This is a genomic window from Burkholderia cepacia (genome assembly GCF_001039005.1).
Lineage (GTDB): Bacteria > Pseudomonadota > Gammaproteobacteria > Burkholderiales > Burkholderiaceae > Burkholderia > Burkholderia theae.
Genome location: NZ_LDWR01000033.1, coordinates 1 through 16,914 on the forward strand (window position 1 = coordinate 1; position 16,914 = coordinate 16,914).

General features: G+C 69.3%; 12 protein-coding genes and 2 riboswitches. Of the genes, 11 read left to right on the top strand and 1 reads right to left on the bottom strand.

Annotated elements, in window-relative coordinates; genetic code table 11:
* The first annotated feature begins 305 nt into the window (after positions 1–305).
* Positions 306–1,190 (top strand): c-type cytochrome, encoded by an 885-nt coding sequence (locus VL15_RS19250; RefSeq protein WP_048247831.1) that lies wholly within the window; start codon positions 306–308, stop codon positions 1,188–1,190.
* A 99-nt stretch (positions 1,191–1,289) separates the two neighbouring features.
* Here VL15_RS19250 and VL15_RS19255 read toward each other — a convergent pair whose 3' ends face one another.
* Positions 1,290–3,377, bottom strand: coding sequence for a UvrD-helicase domain-containing protein (locus VL15_RS19255; protein WP_048247833.1), 2,088 nt, complete (start codon positions 3,375–3,377; stop codon positions 1,290–1,292).
* A gap of 273 nt (positions 3,378–3,650) precedes the next feature.
* On the opposite strand from VL15_RS19255, the gene VL15_RS19260 reads away from it, so the two are divergent.
* The 10 genes from VL15_RS19260 (at position 3,651) to VL15_RS19305 (ending at position 16,871) form a co-directional block, all read left to right on the top strand.
* Positions 3,651–4,358, top strand: coding sequence for an SGNH/GDSL hydrolase family protein (locus VL15_RS19260; RefSeq protein ID WP_048248018.1), 708 nt, complete (start codon positions 3,651–3,653; stop codon positions 4,356–4,358).
* A gap of 233 nt (positions 4,359–4,591) precedes the next feature.
* Positions 4,592–5,644, top strand: coding sequence for an oxidoreductase (locus VL15_RS19265; protein ID WP_048247835.1), 1,053 nt, complete (start codon positions 4,592–4,594; stop codon positions 5,642–5,644).
* A 158-nt stretch (positions 5,645–5,802) separates the two neighbouring features.
* A complete protein-coding gene (locus tag VL15_RS19270; RefSeq protein ID WP_048247837.1) occupies positions 5,803–6,165 on the top strand; it encodes a hypothetical protein in 363 nt (120 codons plus the stop codon).
* 113 nt (positions 6,166–6,278) lie between these two features.
* Positions 6,279–6,382: riboswitch (glycine riboswitch) on the top strand.
* Between the two features lie 31 nt (positions 6,383–6,413).
* Positions 6,414–6,547: riboswitch (glycine riboswitch) on the top strand.
* An 84-nt stretch (positions 6,548–6,631) separates the two neighbouring features.
* Positions 6,632–7,750: a glycine cleavage system aminomethyltransferase GcvT gene (gene gcvT / locus VL15_RS19275; protein ID WP_048247839.1), complete on the top strand. Its 1,119-nt coding sequence runs from the start codon at positions 6,632–6,634 to the stop codon at positions 7,748–7,750.
* 116 nt (positions 7,751–7,866) lie between these two features.
* On the top strand, positions 7,867–8,247 hold the full coding sequence (gene gcvH / locus VL15_RS19280; RefSeq protein WP_048247841.1) for a glycine cleavage system protein GcvH: 381 nt from the start codon (positions 7,867–7,869) through the stop codon (positions 8,245–8,247).
* A gap of 65 nt (positions 8,248–8,312) precedes the next feature.
* Positions 8,313–11,240, top strand: a complete 2,928-nt coding sequence (gene gcvP / locus VL15_RS19285) for an aminomethyl-transferring glycine dehydrogenase (RefSeq protein WP_048247843.1) — start codon at positions 8,313–8,315, stop codon at positions 11,238–11,240.
* Positions 11,241–11,391: 151 nt separating this feature from the next.
* A complete protein-coding gene (locus VL15_RS19290; protein ID WP_048247844.1) occupies positions 11,392–12,534 on the top strand; it encodes an alginate lyase family protein in 1,143 nt (380 codons plus the stop codon).
* A gap of 30 nt (positions 12,535–12,564) precedes the next feature.
* Entirely contained in the window at positions 12,565–13,953 is a 1,389-nt protein-coding gene (locus VL15_RS19295) for an L-serine ammonia-lyase (protein WP_048247846.1), read from the top strand.
* A 120-nt stretch (positions 13,954–14,073) separates the two neighbouring features.
* A complete protein-coding gene (locus VL15_RS19300) occupies positions 14,074–15,777 on the top strand; it encodes a thiamine pyrophosphate-binding protein (protein ID WP_048247848.1) in 1,704 nt (567 codons plus the stop codon).
* A complete protein-coding gene (locus VL15_RS19305) occupies positions 15,774–16,871 on the top strand; it encodes a glycosyltransferase family 9 protein (protein WP_048247850.1) in 1,098 nt (365 codons plus the stop codon). The genes VL15_RS19300 and VL15_RS19305 overlap by 4 nt, the downstream gene beginning before the upstream one ends.
* Positions 16,872–16,914: the final 43 nt, after the last annotated feature.

The window sequence follows — 16,914 nt, forward strand, 5'->3', positions numbered from 1 at the left end:
CCAGCAACCCCTGCCTTCGGAGGGCAGTACTCTATCCATTGAGCTACGGGCGCGTGAGACAGTGCAGCGACCCCAATATACAGGCCGCCCACAATTGGCAAGACGGCAAGGATACCCGGTTTCCCAAGACGCGTCCACCTTGCCCGCCGAATCCCCGCCGAGCCGCGCTGCGTGCGGGTAAACACGCGCCATCGTGCCGCTCGCCGTGATGTAAACGTTCCGTCTATAATCGTCCGAGCTTCATTGGACTGCCATTTTGCCGTTGCACCGCGCTCACAATTCCTATTCATGGAGACGAGGCAAGCATGAGCGAAGCATCCCACGAATCTCCCGTCAAAACCCCCGGGCAGCTGATTGCTGTCATCATTGCGTCGTTCGCGATTCCGATCGTCCTGATCATCCTGCTCGCCAACTATGCGAACCATGCGCTCCGTTCCGGCGCCGGCACGGATGCACTATCCGACGAGCAGGTCGCCGCGCGTATCGCACCACTCGCGCAAGTCGACGTGAAGGACGCCAACGCGCCCCGCACGTTCAAGACGGGCGAGGAAGTCTACAAGGCCGTCTGCGTGACCTGCCACGGCACGGGCGCCGCCGGCGCGCCGAAGTTCGGCAACAAGGACGACTGGGCGCCGCGCATCTCGCAAGGCTTCGACACGCTGCTGAAGACGGCCCTGTCCGGCAAGGGCGCGATGCCGCCACGCGGCGGCACGAGCCCCGACGACGTCAGCGACTATGAAATCGCCCGCGCGATCGTCTACATGGCGAACAACGACGGCGCGAACTTCCCCGAACCGGCCGCACCAGCCGCCAACGCGGCGCCTGCCGCCGGCGCCGCTGCATCGGGCGCCGACGCGGCGAACGCGCAGGCGGCCGCCGCGATGGCTGCGATCGCCGCGCTCCCAAAGCCCGGCGAACAGCCCGCCGCCGCACCGGCCAGCGCCGATGCGGCAACCGCCGGCAAGGCGCTGTACACGTCGACCTGCCAGGCCTGCCACGCGGCAGGCGTGCTCGGCGCGCCGAAGTTCGGCAGCAAGGAAGACTGGGCGCCGCGCCTGAAGGACTCGATGGATACGGTCTACAACTACGCGCTGCACGGCAAGGGCGCGATGCCGCCGAAGGGCGGGTCGACCGCGTCGGACGCCGACGTGAAGGCGGCCGTCGACTACATGGTCAACGCGTCGAAGTAACGCCGGCCGGCCAGTAAAAAACCCCCGCGACGCACACGCATCGCGGGGGTTTTGTTTTGCAGGATCGCCTGGCCGCGTACGCCCGACGGCGCCGCCACATCACTTCTGCAGCAACGCCTTCAGGCTCGCGAGCCGGTCCTTCGGCGACATCGGCGCCTCTTCCGCCGTGGGCGGCGGCGCTTCGTCGAGCCCCATCTCCGGGATGAAGCGTGACGGTTCGCACACGACCGTCTCGCGCGCCCGCTTGCGCTTCTTGCACCAGTTCAGGTGCAGGCTGCGCTGCGCGCGCGTGATCGCGACGTACATCAGCCGGCGCTCCTCCTCGATCCGCTCGCTGTCGATCGGGCCGTCGTCCTCGCTGCCGCCGCGGTGCGGCATGATGCCCTCCTCGACGCCGACGAGGAACACGTGTGGATACTCGAGCCCCTTCGACGCATGGACGGTCGACAGCCGTACGGCGTCCGGATCCTCGTCCTTGCCCTCGAGCATCGACATCAGCGCGACGGTCTGGATCAGGCCGAGCAGGTTCTTGCCCGTATCGGCGAGCCCGTCCGCGTTGTGGAAACCCTCCGCCTCGCCGTCGACGGCCTCCGTCTCGGGCTTCGTGCCCTTGCGCTTCAGCCATTCGAGGAATTCGAGCACGTTCTGCCACTTCGACTGCGCCTGCCGCTCGTCGAACGCGTCGTACAGGTACGCCTCGTAGTGGATCGCTTCCATCATGTCGTCGAGCACGACGGTTGCGGGTTCCTTGTCCGCGCGGTCGGTCAGGCGCTGGATGAAGTCGCAGAACATGCGCAGCGGCTCGACCTGGCGCGCGGACAGCCGCGCCTCGATCCCGCCCATGTACACGGCTTCGAACAGCGACACCTTCGCCTGGCCCGCGAACGAGCCGAGCGCTTCGAGCGTCGTGTTGCCGATCCCGCGGCGCGGCGTCGTGACCGCGCGGATGAACGCGGGATCGTCGTCGGCATTCGCGATCAGCCGCAGGTACGCGCACAGGTCCTTGATCTCGGCCTTGTCGAAGAACGACTGGCCGCCCGACAGCACGTACGGGATCCGCTCGCGCCGCAGCACCTGCTCGAAGATCCGCGCCTGGAAGTTGCCGCGGTACAGGATCGCGTAGTCGCGGAACTGCGCGCGCCGCTCGAACTTGTGCGCGGACAGCCGGAACACGACCGATTCGGCTTCATGCTCCTCGTCGTTGCACGGCGTGACGGTGATCGAATCGCCCATCCCGTGCTCGGACCACAGCTTCTTCTCGAACAGCTTCGGGTTGTTCGCGATCACGTTGTTGGCGGCGGTCAGGATCCGCACCGTCGACCGGTAGTTCTGCTCCAGCTTGACCAGGTGCAGCTTCGGGAAATCCTTGCCGAGCTGCGCGAGGTTCTCGAGCGTCGCGCCGCGCCAGCCGTAGATTGCCTGGTCGTCGTCGCCGACCGCCGTGAACGCGGCGCGCGGGCCCGCGAGCTGCTTCAGCAGCTCGTACTGGCACGCGTTGGTGTCCTGGTATTCGTCGATCAGCAGGTAGCGCAGCTTGTTCTGCCAGCGGTCGCGCACCTGCTCGTTCTTCGCGAACAGCTCGGCGGGCAGGCGGATCAGGTCGTCGAAGTCGACCGCCTGGTACGCATGCAGCGTCGCGACGTAGTTGCGGTACACCAGCGCGGCCTGATGCTCGTCCTCGTTGGCCGCGATCGCCATCGCCTCGTCGGGCATGATCAGGCCGTTCTTCCACAGCGAGATGATGCTCTGGATCTTGCGGATCAGCCCCTTGTCGGTCGTGCCGAGCTGCTCCTGGATCATCCCGAAGCAGTCGTCCGAATCCATGATCGAGAACTGCGGCTTCAGGCCGACGTGCTCGGCCTCCTGGCGCAGGATCTGCACGCCGAGCGAGTGGAACGTGCAGACGGTGAGCTGGTTGACGGGTACCTTGCGGCCTTCCTTGCCGGGCGTGGTGAGCGTCTTGCCTTCAAGCAGCTTCCCCACGCGCTCGCGCATTTCGGCGGCCGCCTTGTTCGTGAACGTGACGGCGGCGATGTGGCGCGGCTCGAAGCCTTTCGCTTCGATCAGGTGCGCGATCTTCTGCGTGATCACGCGGGTCTTGCCGCTGCCCGCGCCGGCGAGCACGAGACAGGGACCGTCGAGGTAGCGCACCGCTTCGTTCTGGGCGGAATTGAGGCCTGCGGACATGATGGCGGATGGTGTTGCGGTTGACGGCGGAACGCCGGGAGGATGCCGTGCGCGGCAGGCTGGCGAAGCAGGCAGACCGCAGGCAGGACGCGCATGTTAACACGCCGGCGGCGCGCATTTCGGGACCGCCGCCGGGCGGGGTCGCGCGGGCGTACCTCCCGGCCGCACCCTGTCCGTTCGGCCAATCCGGCCCCGTTCGCACACCGATCGGCCACAATACCCATACCCCGGCGCCGCCTCGCGCCGGCCCGTATGAACCACCGGATCGACACCATGGGATACCCGCTCGCCACCGCCGCTCTCGGCCCGCTGCTGTTCGCGCAGGGGCGCTACGTGCGTCGCGTCACGCCGCGGCTGCCCGAGGCGGCCGGCCCGCGCGAGGGTGTTGCCGGCGACGGCCCGCCGCTGCGCGTGCTGGTGGTCGGCGATTCGGCCGCCGCGGGCGTCGGCGTCGCGACGCAGCACGACGCGCTGTCCGGACACCTGGCGCGTGCGCTGGCGGCCACGCACCGCGTGAGCTGGAAGCTGCTCGCGCGCACGGGCCTCACCACGCGGGATCTCGTCGACTGGCTGGCCGCCGAGCCGGCCGAACCGTTCGACGTGGCCGTGACGTCGCTCGGCGTCAACGACGTGACGGGCGGCGTGCCGCCGGCCCGCTGGCAGGCGCAGCAGGCCGAGCTCGTCCGGCTGCTCGCCGGGCGCTTCCAGGTCGGGCACGCGATCCTGTCGGCGGTGCCGCCGATGGAGCGCTTTCCGGCGCTGCCGCAGCCGCTCGCGTGGTATCTCGGGCGGCGCGCGAAGCGGCTCAACGCCGCGCTCACCGGTTGGGCCGCCACGCAGCCGCACTGCACGTTCCTGCGGGTCGCGCTGCCGCTCGAGCGCCACCTGATGGCTGCCGACGGCTTCCATCCCGGCGAAGCCGCATGCGCCGTCTGGGCCGAGCAGGTCGCGGCCGCCGTGCTGCGACGGGCGCCCCCATGACGCGGCACGACGCCCGCGCGCCGACTGCCCGCCGCGCAGGCGGGCAGCCGGCCATGCGCACCCGGCGCGCGGGCCTGCGCAAAATGCCGGCTTCCCTTGCGCACGCGCCGCGCCCTCCCGCGCGTTTCGCCCAACGCCCCGGTGCAAGCGGCGGCGCCATGCCAAAATAGCCGATCGTCTTCGCGCCGTCTCGGCGCGCCATCCTTTAGTTTCCTTCGTAGCCAGGGATTGCCATGTCGTCATTGCTCAGGATTGGTTTGATGGGTTTCGGTTTCGCCGGCGCGACGTTCCACGCGCCCGTGATCGCCACGAGCGGCCGCACCGAAGTGGCCGCGATCGCGACGGGTCAGCCCGAGCGCGCGCAAGCCGCGTATCCGGGCGCGCGCGTCGTCCCCGACCTCGACACACTGCTCGCCCTCGACGACATCGAGTGTGTGGTGATCGCCACGCCGAACGACACGCACTTCACGCTCGCCCGCAAGGTGCTCGAAGCCGGCCGGCACGTGGTCGTCGACAAGCCCGTCACGCTCACCGCCGACGAGGCGCTCGCGCTCGCCCGGCTCGCGAACGCGCGCAGCCGGCTGTTCGCGCCGTTCCACAACCGCCGCTGGGACGGCGATTTCCTCACCGTGCGCCGCGTCGTCGAATCGGGCGAGCTCGGCCGCCTGACCTACTTCGCATCGCACTTCGACCGCTTCCGGCCGACGCCGCGCACGCGCTGGCGCGAGGAGCCCGCACGCGGCGGCGGCCTGCTGCTCGACCTCGGCCCGCACCTGATCGACCAGGCGCTCGCGCTGTTCGGGCTGCCGGAAACGGTGGCCGCGACCGTCAAGACGCGCCGCGAGAACGGCACGGCGCCCGATTTCGTGCACCTGCTGCTCGGCTATCCGGACAAGGACGTCGCACTGCATGCGAGCGCGCTGTCGGTGATCGAACCCGCGCGCTTCACGCTGCACGGCACGCGCGGCAGCTACCAGAAGTTCGGGCTCGACACGCAGGAGGACCAGCTCAAGGCCGGCCTCACCGCGGACGACGTCGAATTCGGCGGCGGCAACCCGCCCGGCCTGTTGCGCGTGCTCGACGGCGACCTCGAGGTCGAGCGCCCGGTGCCGACCCTCGACGGCCAGTACGCGGAGTTCTACCGCGCGCTCGCCGCGTCGATCCGCGACGGCGCGCCGTTCCCGGTCACCGCGCAGGACGCCGTCGACGTGATGACGATCATCGAACTGGCCGCGCAGAGCGAGCACGACGGCCGCCGGCTGCCGTTCGTGCGCCGCACGGTCTGACACCGCGTGCCGGCCGGTTGCGGCCGGCCGGCACGCCGCGCTTGGATCAGCCGGAACATTCGGTTACAAATGCCGGGGGAACGAAAGTCAGCGGTAGACCGGTCTGACGCGTTTCTTAAAAAAAGTCGATCCGACACCAATCCGTCAGGAGAATGTTGATGCAACGGTTGATTCGCGCGGCAGTGTGCTGCGCCCTGGTTTCCTCGCTCGCGGCCTGTATCGTGCAGCCGCAGCAACCGGTCCGTCCGGCCCCCCCGCCGCGGCCGAATCCGCAGGTCGTCGCGAACGAGCGGATGCAACAGATCCAGGGCCGGATCGACAACCTGCACCGCCGCATCGATGCGCGCGTGAACGGCGGCTACTATCCGCCGCCCTATGGCGCGCAGCTTCACCATCGCCTCGACGTGATCCGCCAGGAAGCGAACGACATGTCGGCGCAGCACAGCGGCGGCCTGTCCGGCGACGAGCAGCGCGTGCTGAACCAGGAACTCGACACGGCCGCGCGCGCGATCGGCGAGTAACGCACCGGCGCCAGCCGGAGCGGAAAAAGCGGCGGCACGCGCTGCCGCCGCTTGTCGCGAAGCGACATTCTTTTGCTCAAATTGACAAGGCCAACCTGCTCGCGTACAGTCGCCCGCACGCGTCGGGAGAGCGTGTGACCGCGTTGCTGAAACGCCGGTCGCGCCGCCGAAGGGGCACACCCGCAAACTCTCAGGCAAAAGGACCGACCGCGTCGGGGAATCCCGTCCGCGCATTGCGCGGGCCGCACTCCCCGCACTCTGGAGAGCGGCAGTAGCCCGCAGCGCATAGGCTGCGCGGGCAAGCTGCCCACCGAAGGGGCGCGCGTTCACCGGGCTTGGCCCGCAACGCAATCTCTCAGGTATCGAGGACAGAGGGGCATGTACCGGATCGCTCGCGCGCCATGGGCCGCGGCGGACGGCACATGGCCGTTCTGATCCGCGCGCAAGCGCCTTGCCTGAGGCCTCGATGACTGCACTGAATCACACCCCGCTCAACGCCGCGCACCGCGCGCTCAATGCCCGCATGGTCGACTTCGGCGGCTGGGACATGCCCGTCAACTACGGCTCGCAGATCGAAGAGCATGAAGCCGTGCGCACCGACGCCGGCATGTTCGACGTGTCGCACATGTGCGTCGTCGATTTCACCGGCAGCCGTGTGCGCGCGTTCTTCGAGCATGCGATCGCGAACAACGTCGGCAAGCTCAAGACGCCCGGCAAGGCACTCTACTCGTGCCTGCTCAATCCGCAGGGCGGCGTCATCGACGACCTGATCGTCTATTACTTCACCGAAGACTTCTTCCGCGTCGTCGTCAACGCCGGCACCGCCGAGAAAGACATCGCGTGGTTCAACCAGCTGAACGAGCAAGGCGGCTACGGCCTCACGATCGCACCGCGCCGCGATTTCGCGATCGTCGCCGTACAGGGCCCGAACGCCCGCGAAAAGGCCTGGGCGACGGTGCCCGCCGCGCGCGCCGCGACGAGCGAGCTGAAGCCGTTCAACGCCGCGCAGGTCGCCGGCACGCCGTTCGGCGATCTCACCATCGCGCGCACCGGCTATACCGGTGAAGACGGCTTCGAGGTGATCGTCCCGGCCGTGCACGTCGAAGCGCTGTGGCACGCACTGCAGCAAAACGGCGTGCGCCCGTGCGGGCTCGGCGCGCGCGACACGCTGCGCCTCGAGGCCGGCATGAACCTGTACGGCCAGGACATGGACGACAACGTGTCCCCGCTCGACGCGGGCCTCGCATGGACGGTCGACCTCACCGCGCCGCGCGACTTCGTCGGCCGCGCCGCACTTGAAGCAAACGGCACCCGCGCCGCGTTCGTCGGCCTGATCCTGCAAAAGGAAAACGGCAAGGCGGGCGGCGTGCTGCGCGCGCACCAGAAGGTCGTCACGCCGCACGGCGAAGGCGAAATCACGAGCGGCACGTTCTCGCCGTCGATGCAGGAATCGATCGCGTTCGCACGCGTGCCGGCAGCCGTCCAGATCGGCGACACGATCCAGGTGCAAATTCGAGACAAGAATCTTCCCGCGCGCGTGGTAAAACTGCCGTTCGTGCGCAACGGCAAGGTCCTCGCTGCGTAACGGCCGGGGGGCCTGCCTCCCGGGAAGCCGGGAGATGGCGCCCGGCGCAACCACACCCGGCGCGCCCCGGTGGCGCGCCAGCAAAACGAACAACCCCCTTTTATCAGGAGCATCCGATGAGCAACGTCCCGGCCGATCTGAAGTACACCGACGAACACGAGTGGATCCGCACTGAAGCCGACGGCACGCTGACGATCGGCATCACCGATCACGCGCAGAACACGCTCGGCGACATCGTTTTCCTCGAACTGCCGCCCGTCGGCAAGCAAGTGAAGGCAGGCGACGCGATCGGCGTCGTCGAATCCGTGAAAGCCGCGTCGGACATCTATTCGCCGGTGTCGGGCGAGGTGGTCGCGATCAACGCGGACGCAGTCGACACGCCGGAAGAGGTGAACAGCGACGCGTACGACACGTGGCTGTTCAAGGTCAAGCTCGCGGCCGGCGCATCGACCGACAGCCTGCTCGACGCTGCCGCCTACTCCAAGCTGATCGACTAATTTCCTTACCCGAACCGCGCGGGGCCGGTCAGCCGCCCCGTCCCGCGCGGGACCAGAGTCACGCCATGAAGCTCGAACACCCGGACCGCCTGATGAACCGCACGCCCCTCTCGCTCGCCGCGCTCGAAACGCACGACGCGTTCGCCGAACGCCACATCGGCCCCGACGCCGCCAGCCAGCAGGCCATGCTCGACACGCTCGGCTTTGCGTCGCGCGCCGCCCTGATGGACGCCGTGATCCCGGCCTCGATCCGCCGCGCCGAAACGCTGCCGCTCGGCCCGTTCGCGCAGCCGAAGAGCGAGGCCGAAGCCCTCGCCGCGCTGCGTGTTCTCGCGGACAAGAACCAGGTGTTCCGCTCGTATATCGGTCAGGGTTACCACGACACGCACACGCCGGCCGTGATCCTGCGCAACGTGCTCGAAAACCCGGCTTGGTACACGGCCTACACGCCGTACCAGCCCGAAATTTCCCAGGGCCGCCTCGAGGCGCTCCTGAACTTCCAGCAGATGGTGGCCGACCTCACGGGCCTCGCGATCTCGAACGCGTCGCTGCTCGACGAGGCCACCGCCGCGGCCGAAGCGATGACGCTGCTGCAGCGCACCGGCAAACCGACGTCGAACGTGTTCTACGTCGCCGACGACGTGCTGCCGCAGACGCTCGAAGTGATCCGCACGCGCGCGCTGCCGGTCGGCATCGAGGTCAAGACGGGCCCGGCCGCCGACGCGGCACAAGCCAACGCGTTCGGCGTGCTGCTGCAATACCCGGGCGTGAACGGCGACGTGCGCGACTACCGCGCGCTCACCGACGCGATCCACGCAGCCGGCGGCCACGTGGTGGTCGCGGCCGACCTGCTTGCGCTCACCGTGCTGACGCCGCCCGGCGAATGGGGCGCGGACGTCGCGATCGGCAACACGCAGCGCTTCGGCGTGCCGATGGGCTTCGGCGGTCCGCACGCAGCGTATCTCGCGGTGCGCGACGAATTCAAGCGCCAGATGCCGGGCCGCCTCGTCGGCGTGACGGTCGACGCGCAGGGCAAGCCCGCGCTGCGCCTCGCGCTGCAGACGCGCGAACAGCACATCCGCCGCGAGAAGGCGACGTCGAACGTGTGTACCGCGCAGGCGCTGCTCGCGATCATGGCCAGCATGTACGCGGTCTACCACGGTCCGCACGGGCTGAAGACGATCGCGCTGCGCGTGAACCGCATCGCGGCGCTGCTCGCCGCCGGCGTGAAGCAGCTCGGCTTCGCGACCGTCAACGACACGTTCTTCGACACGCTGACGATCGACACCGGCGCGCGCACCGCGCAGGTTCACGAATTCGCGAAGGCGAAGCGCATCAACCTGCGCCGCGTGAGCGACACGCAAGTCGGCGTGTCGGTCGACGAAACGACGACGCGCGACGACCTCGCCGATCTCCTCGCCGTGTTCGCGCAGGCAGCCGGCGGCACCGCGCCGGCCGTCGACGCGCTGGACGCGGGCCTCGGCGGCGTCGCCGCGCTGCCGGCCGGCCTCGAGCGCACGAGCGCGTACCTGACGCACCACGTGTTCAACCGCCACCATTCCGAAACCGAAATGCTGCGCTACCTGCGCAGCCTGTCGGACAAGGATCTCGCGCTCGACCGCTCGATGATCCCGCTCGGCTCGTGCACGATGAAGCTGAACGCGACGTCGGAAATGCTGCCCGTCACGTGGCCCGAATTCGGCGGCATCCACCCGTTCGCACCGGCCGAGCAGACCGTCGGCTACCGCGAGATGATCGACCAGCTCGAGCAGATGCTCGTCGCGGCCACCGGCTACGCGGCCGTGTCGCTGCAGCCGAACGCCGGCTCGCAGGGCGAGTACGCGGGCCTGCTGATCATCCACGCGTATCACGCATCGCGCGGCGAGAGCCACCGCGACATCTGCCTGATTCCGGCGTCCGCGCACGGCACGAACCCGGCATCCGCGCACATGGCCGGCATGAAGGTCGTGGTCGTCGCGTGCGACGCGCAGGGCAACGTCGACATCGCCGATCTGAAGGCGAAGGCCGACGAGCACTCGAAGGACCTCGCGGCGATCATGATCACGTATCCGTCGACGCACGGCGTGTTCGAGCAGAACGTCCGCGAGATCTGCGAGATCGTTCATGCGCACGGCGGCCAGGTGTACGTCGACGGCGCGAACATGAACGCGATGGTCGGCCTGACCGCGCCGGGCCAGTTCGGCGGCGACGTGTCGCACCTGAACCTGCACAAGACCTTCTGCATCCCGCACGGCGGCGGCGGCCCGGGCGTCGGCCCGGTCGCGGTCGGCGCGCACCTCGCGAAGTTCCTGCCGAACCAGCGTTCGACCGGCTACTCGCGCGACGAAAACGGCATCGGCGCGGTGTCGGCCGCCCCGTACGGCTCGGCGTCGATCCTGCCGATCTCGTGGATGTACATCGCGATGATGGGCGCGAAGAACCTGACCGCCGCGACGGAAACCGCGATCCTCAACGCGAACTACATCGCGAAGCGTCTCGCGCCGCACTACCCGGTGCTGTACTCGGGCCCGGGCGGGCTGGTCGCGCACGAATGCATTCTCGACCTGCGTCCGATCAAGGAAACGAGCGGCATCAGCGTCGACGACGTCGCGAAGCGCCTGATGGACTACGGCTTCCACGCGCCGACGATGAGCTTCCCGGTACCGGGCACGCTGATGGTCGAGCCGACCGAATCGGAATCGCAGGAAGAACTCGACCGCTTCATCGCCGCAATGATCGCGATCCGCGACGAAATCCGCGCGGTCGAGGAAGGCCGCGCCGATCGCGAGGACAACCCGCTGCGTCACGCGCCGCACACGGCGGCCGTCGTCACCGCGAACGAATGGCCGCACGCGTACTCGCGCGAGCAGGCTGCGTACCCGGTCGCATCGCTCGGCACGAACAAGTACTGGCCGCCGGTCGGCCGCGCGGACAACGCCTACGGCGACCGCAACCTGTTCTGCTCCTGCGTGCCGATGTCGGAATACGCATAACGCGCGCCAGGTCCGGAACCGTCCGATGGTGATCGCACCGCACGCAACTCCGTGTTGCGTGCGGTTTTTGCGTTCGCCGCTCGAACCGGTTCACGTTCGTCCGCCAATCCGGCTAACATCACACGCGATCCAGCCAATGAAGGAGTTCCGCATGGTGCGTCCGATGTTTCCGGGCCATGGTGCAATGCAGGGGCGGCCGCGCACGCACGCGCGCCGCTTCGTGCCGATGCTCGTCGCGTCCTTGTCGTTCGCCGCTGCCGGCCTCGGCGCGGCCGGCAGCGCGCGCGCGGCGATGAATTTCTGCGCGGCGCCGGCACTGCAGGCGAGCGAGACGACGCAGGCCGAGCCGGGCGTGCAGGCGCTGATCCGCAGCGTCGACGCGCGCATCGGCGAGCAGCCGAAGGCGATGCCGCGCGTGCACACCGAGGGCACGCTGCCGCACGAAGGTATCTACGACCAGAGCGCGGCCGCGCTGAAGGACCTCGACCTGATGCGCGACGCGGCGCTCGCGTGGCGCGTGACGAACGCGCCGCGCTACCTGCAGCTCGTCGACCGGTTCCTGTCCGCGTGGGTCGCGACCTATCAGCCGAGCTTCAATCCGATCGACGAGACGCGCTTCGAAAGCCTGATCGTCGCGTACGACATGACGGCGAGCGCGCTGCCGGTGAAGACCCGCAACGCAACGGCCGCGTTCATCGCGAAGCTCGGCGCCGGTTATGTCGCGCAGATCGACGCGCAGAAGCGCCCGCTCACCGGCACGTGGCGCAACAACTGGCAGAGCCACCGGATCAAGCTGATCGCGCTGTCCGCGTTCACGCTAGGCGACCGCAAGATGATGAACGCCGCGCAGCGGCTGTTCGTCGAGCATCTCGCCGACAACATCGGCCCGGACGGCAAGACGTGGGACTTCGAGGAGCGCGATGCGCTGCACTACGCGGTCTACGACCTGCAGCCGCTGGTGACGGCCGCGCTCGCCGCGCGCCGCTTCAACCGCAACTGGCTGCGCGAGCGGGGCGCGAACGGCGCGACGCTCGCCGCCGCGCTCGACTGGCTCGTACCCTATGCGCTCGGCGAGAAGACTCACGAGGAATTCGTGAATTCGCCGGTGCCGTTCGACGCGAAGCGTCGCGAGGCCGGCCTGCCGGGCTACACGGGGCAGTGGGACCCGAAAAACGCCACCGAACTCTTTCATCTGGCCGCGCGGCTCGACGGGCGCTATGCCCGCGTCGCGCAGCAACTCTCCCCAACGCCGCCCGCATGGCTCGCCGCGTGCCTGCCATTGCAGGCGCGCTAGTACTACTCTTAAAGCAAGGCAGGAATCGAAATGGCAGTCAGCGTGTTTGACCTCTTCAAGATCGGCATCGGCCCGTCCAGCTCGCATACGGTCGGACCCATGCGCGCCGCGCTGATGTTCGTCCAGAGCCTCGAGCGCGACGGGCTGCTCGATGCAACCGCCCACGTGAAGGTCGAGCTGTACGGCTCGCTCGGCGCGACCGGCAAGGGCCACGGCACCGACCGCGGCGTGATGCTCGGCCTGCTCGGCGACGCGCCCGACACCGTCGATCCCGAAACCATCGACGCGCGGCTCGAAGAAGTCCGTAAATCGAAGAAGCTCGCGCTGCTCGGCACGCATCCGGTGCCGTTCGTGCTGAAGGAGAACATCGCGTTCTACCGCCAGGCGCTGCCCGAGCACCCGAACGGCATGAAGCTGCGCGCGAGCGACGCGAACGGCGCGGTGCTGATCGAGCGCACCTACCTGTCGGTCGGCGGCGGCTTCGTCGTGACGGCCGGCGCGCCGAACACGAAGGTGCTGAGCGCGGCCGAGCAGATGACGCACCCGTTCCGTACCGGTGCGGAGCTGCTCGCGCTGACCGAATCGACCGGCAAGTCGATCGCGCAGCTGATGTGGGAAAACGAGCGCGCGTGGCACACCGAGGAACAAACGCGCGACGGGCTGCTGAAGATCTGGGCCGTGATGCAGTCGTGCGTGTCGCGCGGCTGCGGGATCGGCAACCCCGATGCCGACGGCAACCTGCCCGGCCCGTTCCAGGTCAAGCGCCGCGCGCCGCAGCTGTACCGCACGCTGACGGGAAGCCCGGAGCGCGCGCTGCAGGACCCGCTGTCGATGATCGACTGGATCAACCTGTACGCGATCGCGGTCAACGAGGAAAACGCGGCCGGCGGCCGTGTCGTCACCGCGCCGACCAACGGCGCGGCCGGCATCATCCCGGCCGTGCTGCACTACTACACGCGCTTCACGCCCGGCGCGAACGAACAGGGCGTGATCGACTTCCTGCTGACGGCCGCCGCGATCGGCATTCTCTACAAGCTCAACGCGTCGATCTCGGGCGCGGAAGTCGGCTGCCAGGGCGAAGTGGGCGTCGCGTGCTCGATGGCGGCCGGCGCGCTCGCGGCCGTGCTCGGCGGCACGCCGCACCAGGTCGAGAACGCGGCCGAAATCGGGATGGAACACAACCTCGGCCTGACCTGCGACCCGGTCGGCGGGATGGTGCAGATCCCGTGCATCGAGCGCAACGCGATGGCGTCGGTGAAGGCCGTCAACGCGGCGCGCATGGCGCTGCGCGGCGACGGCTCGCACTACGTGTCGCTCGACTCCGTGATCAAGACGATGCGCGAGACCGGCGCCGACATGAAGACGAAGTACAAGGAAACGTCGCGCGGCGGGCTGGCGGTCAATATCGTCGAGTGCTGATGCGGTAACGGCGGCGCGCGCTCGCTGCGGCGCGCCGTCAACCTGTTCGTTCCGACACTATTCAGCGCCCCGCCAACGGGCGTAAGCTGTACGTCCCGCTACCCAGGGAGACGGCAGCCCATGTCGCATTCCAAGGATCTCGAGCCGCGCGCCACCACCGGTGCGCGACTGCTCGTCGATGCGTTGCTCGCCAATCACGTCGAACGCGTGTTCTGCGTGCCGGGCGAGAGTTTCCTCGCCGTACTCGATGCGCTGGCGGACGACACCGCGCGCATCCAGACGGTCGTCTGCCGCCACGAGGCGGCCGCCGCGAACATGGCCGAGGCGGTCGGCAAGCTGACCGGCCGCCCCGGCATCGCGTTCGTCACGCGCGGGCCCGGCGCGACGCATGCGTCGATCGGCGTGCACACCGCGTTCCAGGATTCGACGCCGATGATCCTGTTCGTCGGCCAGTGCGCGCGCGAGCACCTCGACCGCGAAGCCTTCCAGGAAATCGACTACCGCCGCATGTTCGGCCAGATGGCGAAGTGGGTCGCGCAGATCGACGATCCGCGCCGCATCCCCGAATACCTGAGCCACGCGTTCCACGTCGCGACGTCCGGCCGGCCCGGCCCGGTCGTGCTTGCGCTGCCGGAGGACGTACTGTCCGAAGTGTGCGCGGCGCAGCCCGCCGTGCCGGCCGCGAAACGCGTCGCGGCGGCGCCGTCCGCCGCGCAGCTGGACGAGCTGCGCGAGCGGCTCGCGCGCGCGGAACGGCCGTTCGCGATCGTCGGCGGCAGCGGCTGGACACCCGAAGCGTGCGCGAACCTGCGCACCTTCGTCGAGCGCTGGCAACTGCCGGTCGCGTGCGCGTTCCGCTACCAGGACACGATCGACAACGCGCACCCGAACTATGCGGGCGACGTCGGGCTCGGGATCAACCCCGCGCTCGCGAAGCGCATCCGCGACGCCGACCTGCTGCTCGTGATCGGGCCGCGCCTCGGCGAAGCGACCACCGGCGGCTACACGCTGCTCGACATCCCGAAGACACGCCAGACGCTGATCCACGTGCATCAAGGCGCGGACGAGCTCGGCCGCGTGTATGCGGCCGACCTGCCGATCGTGTCGGGGATGCCCGAAATCGCCGCGCCGCTCGCCGCCCTCGAAGCGCCCGAGCGCCCGGCCTGGGCCGGCGCGGCCGACGACGCGCATCACGCGTACCGCGAATGGCATGCGCCGCTGCCGATGCCCGGCGACGTCCAGCTCGGCGACGTGATGGTGCAGCTGCGCGAGCGCCTGCCGCACGACGCGATCCTGACCAACGGCGCAGGCAACTATGCGATCTGGCTGCATCGCCACTTCGCGTACCGGCACTTCCGCTCGCAGCTCGCGCCGACGAGCGGCGCGATGGGCTACGGGATTCCCGCCGCGCTCGCCGCGAAGTCGCTGTACCCGTCGCGCGCGGTCGTCGCGCTCGCCGGCGACGGCTGCTTCATGATGGCCGGCAACGAACTCGCGACCGCAATGCAGTACGGGCTGAACATCGTCGCGATCGTCGTCAACAACGGGCATTTCGGCACGATCCGCATGCATCAGGAGCGCAACTACCCGGGCCGCGTGCATGGCACGGGGCTCACGAATCCCGATTTCGCCGCGTATGCGCGCGCGTTCGGCGCGCATGGCGAGACGGTCGAGCGCACCGCCGATTTCGCGCCGGCGCTCGAGCGCGCGCTGACCTGCGGGCTGCCCGCGCTGATCGAGATCCGCATCCCGCAGGACGCCAGCACCCCGGCCGCGACGCTCGAACAGATCCGCGAACAGGGCCGCCGCGCACGCGGCGGATGACGGTGGACACGCGCGGCGCGCCGCCCGGCATCGCGCTGGCGCACGACGACGCGCTCGTGCTCCCCGGCACGCTGCTCGCGCCGGACGGCACGCTCGTCGCGCCTTACGACATCGAGCACGGCGATGCGCGCGCCGTCGGCCACGTGCCGGCCGCGGCCGCGCTCGGCCTGCTGCACGCCGCGCACCGGCCGTTCCGGCTCGACTACGACCGCGCAAGCGATGTGCACGTGATCAACGGAATGGGCGTCACGCTCGGCGATTCGGTGATCGGGCTGACCGCACTCGCCGCGCTCCGCACGGCGCACGCGGGCCTGCGCTTCACGCTGTACCGGCCGGCCCGCGCACCGCGCCATGTCGACGCGCTGTATGCGCTCGCGGCCGACGTCGTCGCGCCGTCGCGCACGCTGCCGTGCCCCGCCGACGCGCTGCCTGCGGGCGCGCCGTGCATCGACGTCGGCAATCACCTGTACTGGCCCGCGTTCGCGCGGCTGCCGATGATCGATTTCTTCCTCGACGCGCTCGGCGTCGACCCGGCCACCGTGCCGGCCGCCGAGAAGCGCAACCGCTGGCTCGCGCGGCTGCCGCTACCCGCGCTGCCGGCCGCATGGCAGCGGCCGTACGTGCTGTTCTGTGCGAGCGCGAGCACCGCGGTGCGCAGCGTGCCGCCCGCGCTGCGCGCGGCGTTCGTGGAGATGCTCTCGCAACGCTACGGGCTGCCGGTGGCCGGGTTCGGGCCCGTTGCGCATCCGGCTTACGTCGACGTGAGCCGCGACGCGGCCGACACCGCGCGGTTCCTTGCCTGGGTCAAGGGCGCCAGCCTGCTGTTCGCGCCCGACACGGCCGCGCTGCATCTCGCCGACGGTTTCGACGTGCCGACGCTCGCGTGCTTCACGACGATCGGGCCGGCGCTGCGCGCGCGCGACTATCCGTATTGCGTGCCGGTCACGCTCGACCTGCCGGCCGAATTGCACGGGATGCATCGCAGCGAGCGGCCGGACGATCTCGCGGCGGTTGAAGCCGCGTATCGCGCGGTCGACTGGGATGGGCTCGCGTGGCCCGCGCCACGCGAAGCGGCGGCGACCACCACCGGATAACGGAACAGGACGCGGCGGCCAGCCGGTAGGCCGAAGGCACCGC

Excerpts from the sequence above, each read along its gene's own strand:
- VL15_RS19250 (WP_048247831.1), top strand. The coding sequence starts at position 306 with ATGAGCGAAGCATCCCACGAATCTCCCGTCAAAACCCCCGGGCAGCTG.
- VL15_RS19255 (WP_048247833.1), bottom strand. The coding sequence starts at position 3,377 with ATGTCCGCAGGCCTCAATTCCGCCCAGAACGAAGCGGTGCGCTACCTC.
- VL15_RS19260 (WP_048248018.1), top strand. The coding sequence starts at position 3,651 with ATGGGATACCCGCTCGCCACCGCCGCTCTCGGCCCGCTGCTGTTCGCG.
- VL15_RS19265 (WP_048247835.1), top strand. The coding sequence starts at position 4,592 with ATGTCGTCATTGCTCAGGATTGGTTTGATGGGTTTCGGTTTCGCCGGC.
- VL15_RS19270 (WP_048247837.1), top strand. The coding sequence starts at position 5,803 with ATGCAACGGTTGATTCGCGCGGCAGTGTGCTGCGCCCTGGTTTCCTCG.
- gcvT (WP_048247839.1), top strand. The coding sequence starts at position 6,632 with ATGACTGCACTGAATCACACCCCGCTCAACGCCGCGCACCGCGCGCTC.
- gcvH (WP_048247841.1), top strand. The coding sequence starts at position 7,867 with ATGAGCAACGTCCCGGCCGATCTGAAGTACACCGACGAACACGAGTGG.
- gcvP (WP_048247843.1), top strand. The coding sequence starts at position 8,313 with ATGAAGCTCGAACACCCGGACCGCCTGATGAACCGCACGCCCCTCTCG.
- VL15_RS19290 (WP_048247844.1), top strand. The coding sequence starts at position 11,392 with ATGGTGCGTCCGATGTTTCCGGGCCATGGTGCAATGCAGGGGCGGCCG.
- VL15_RS19295 (WP_048247846.1), top strand. The coding sequence starts at position 12,565 with ATGGCAGTCAGCGTGTTTGACCTCTTCAAGATCGGCATCGGCCCGTCC.
- VL15_RS19300 (WP_048247848.1), top strand. The coding sequence starts at position 14,074 with ATGTCGCATTCCAAGGATCTCGAGCCGCGCGCCACCACCGGTGCGCGA.
- VL15_RS19305 (WP_048247850.1), top strand. The coding sequence starts at position 15,774 with ATGACGGTGGACACGCGCGGCGCGCCGCCCGGCATCGCGCTGGCGCAC.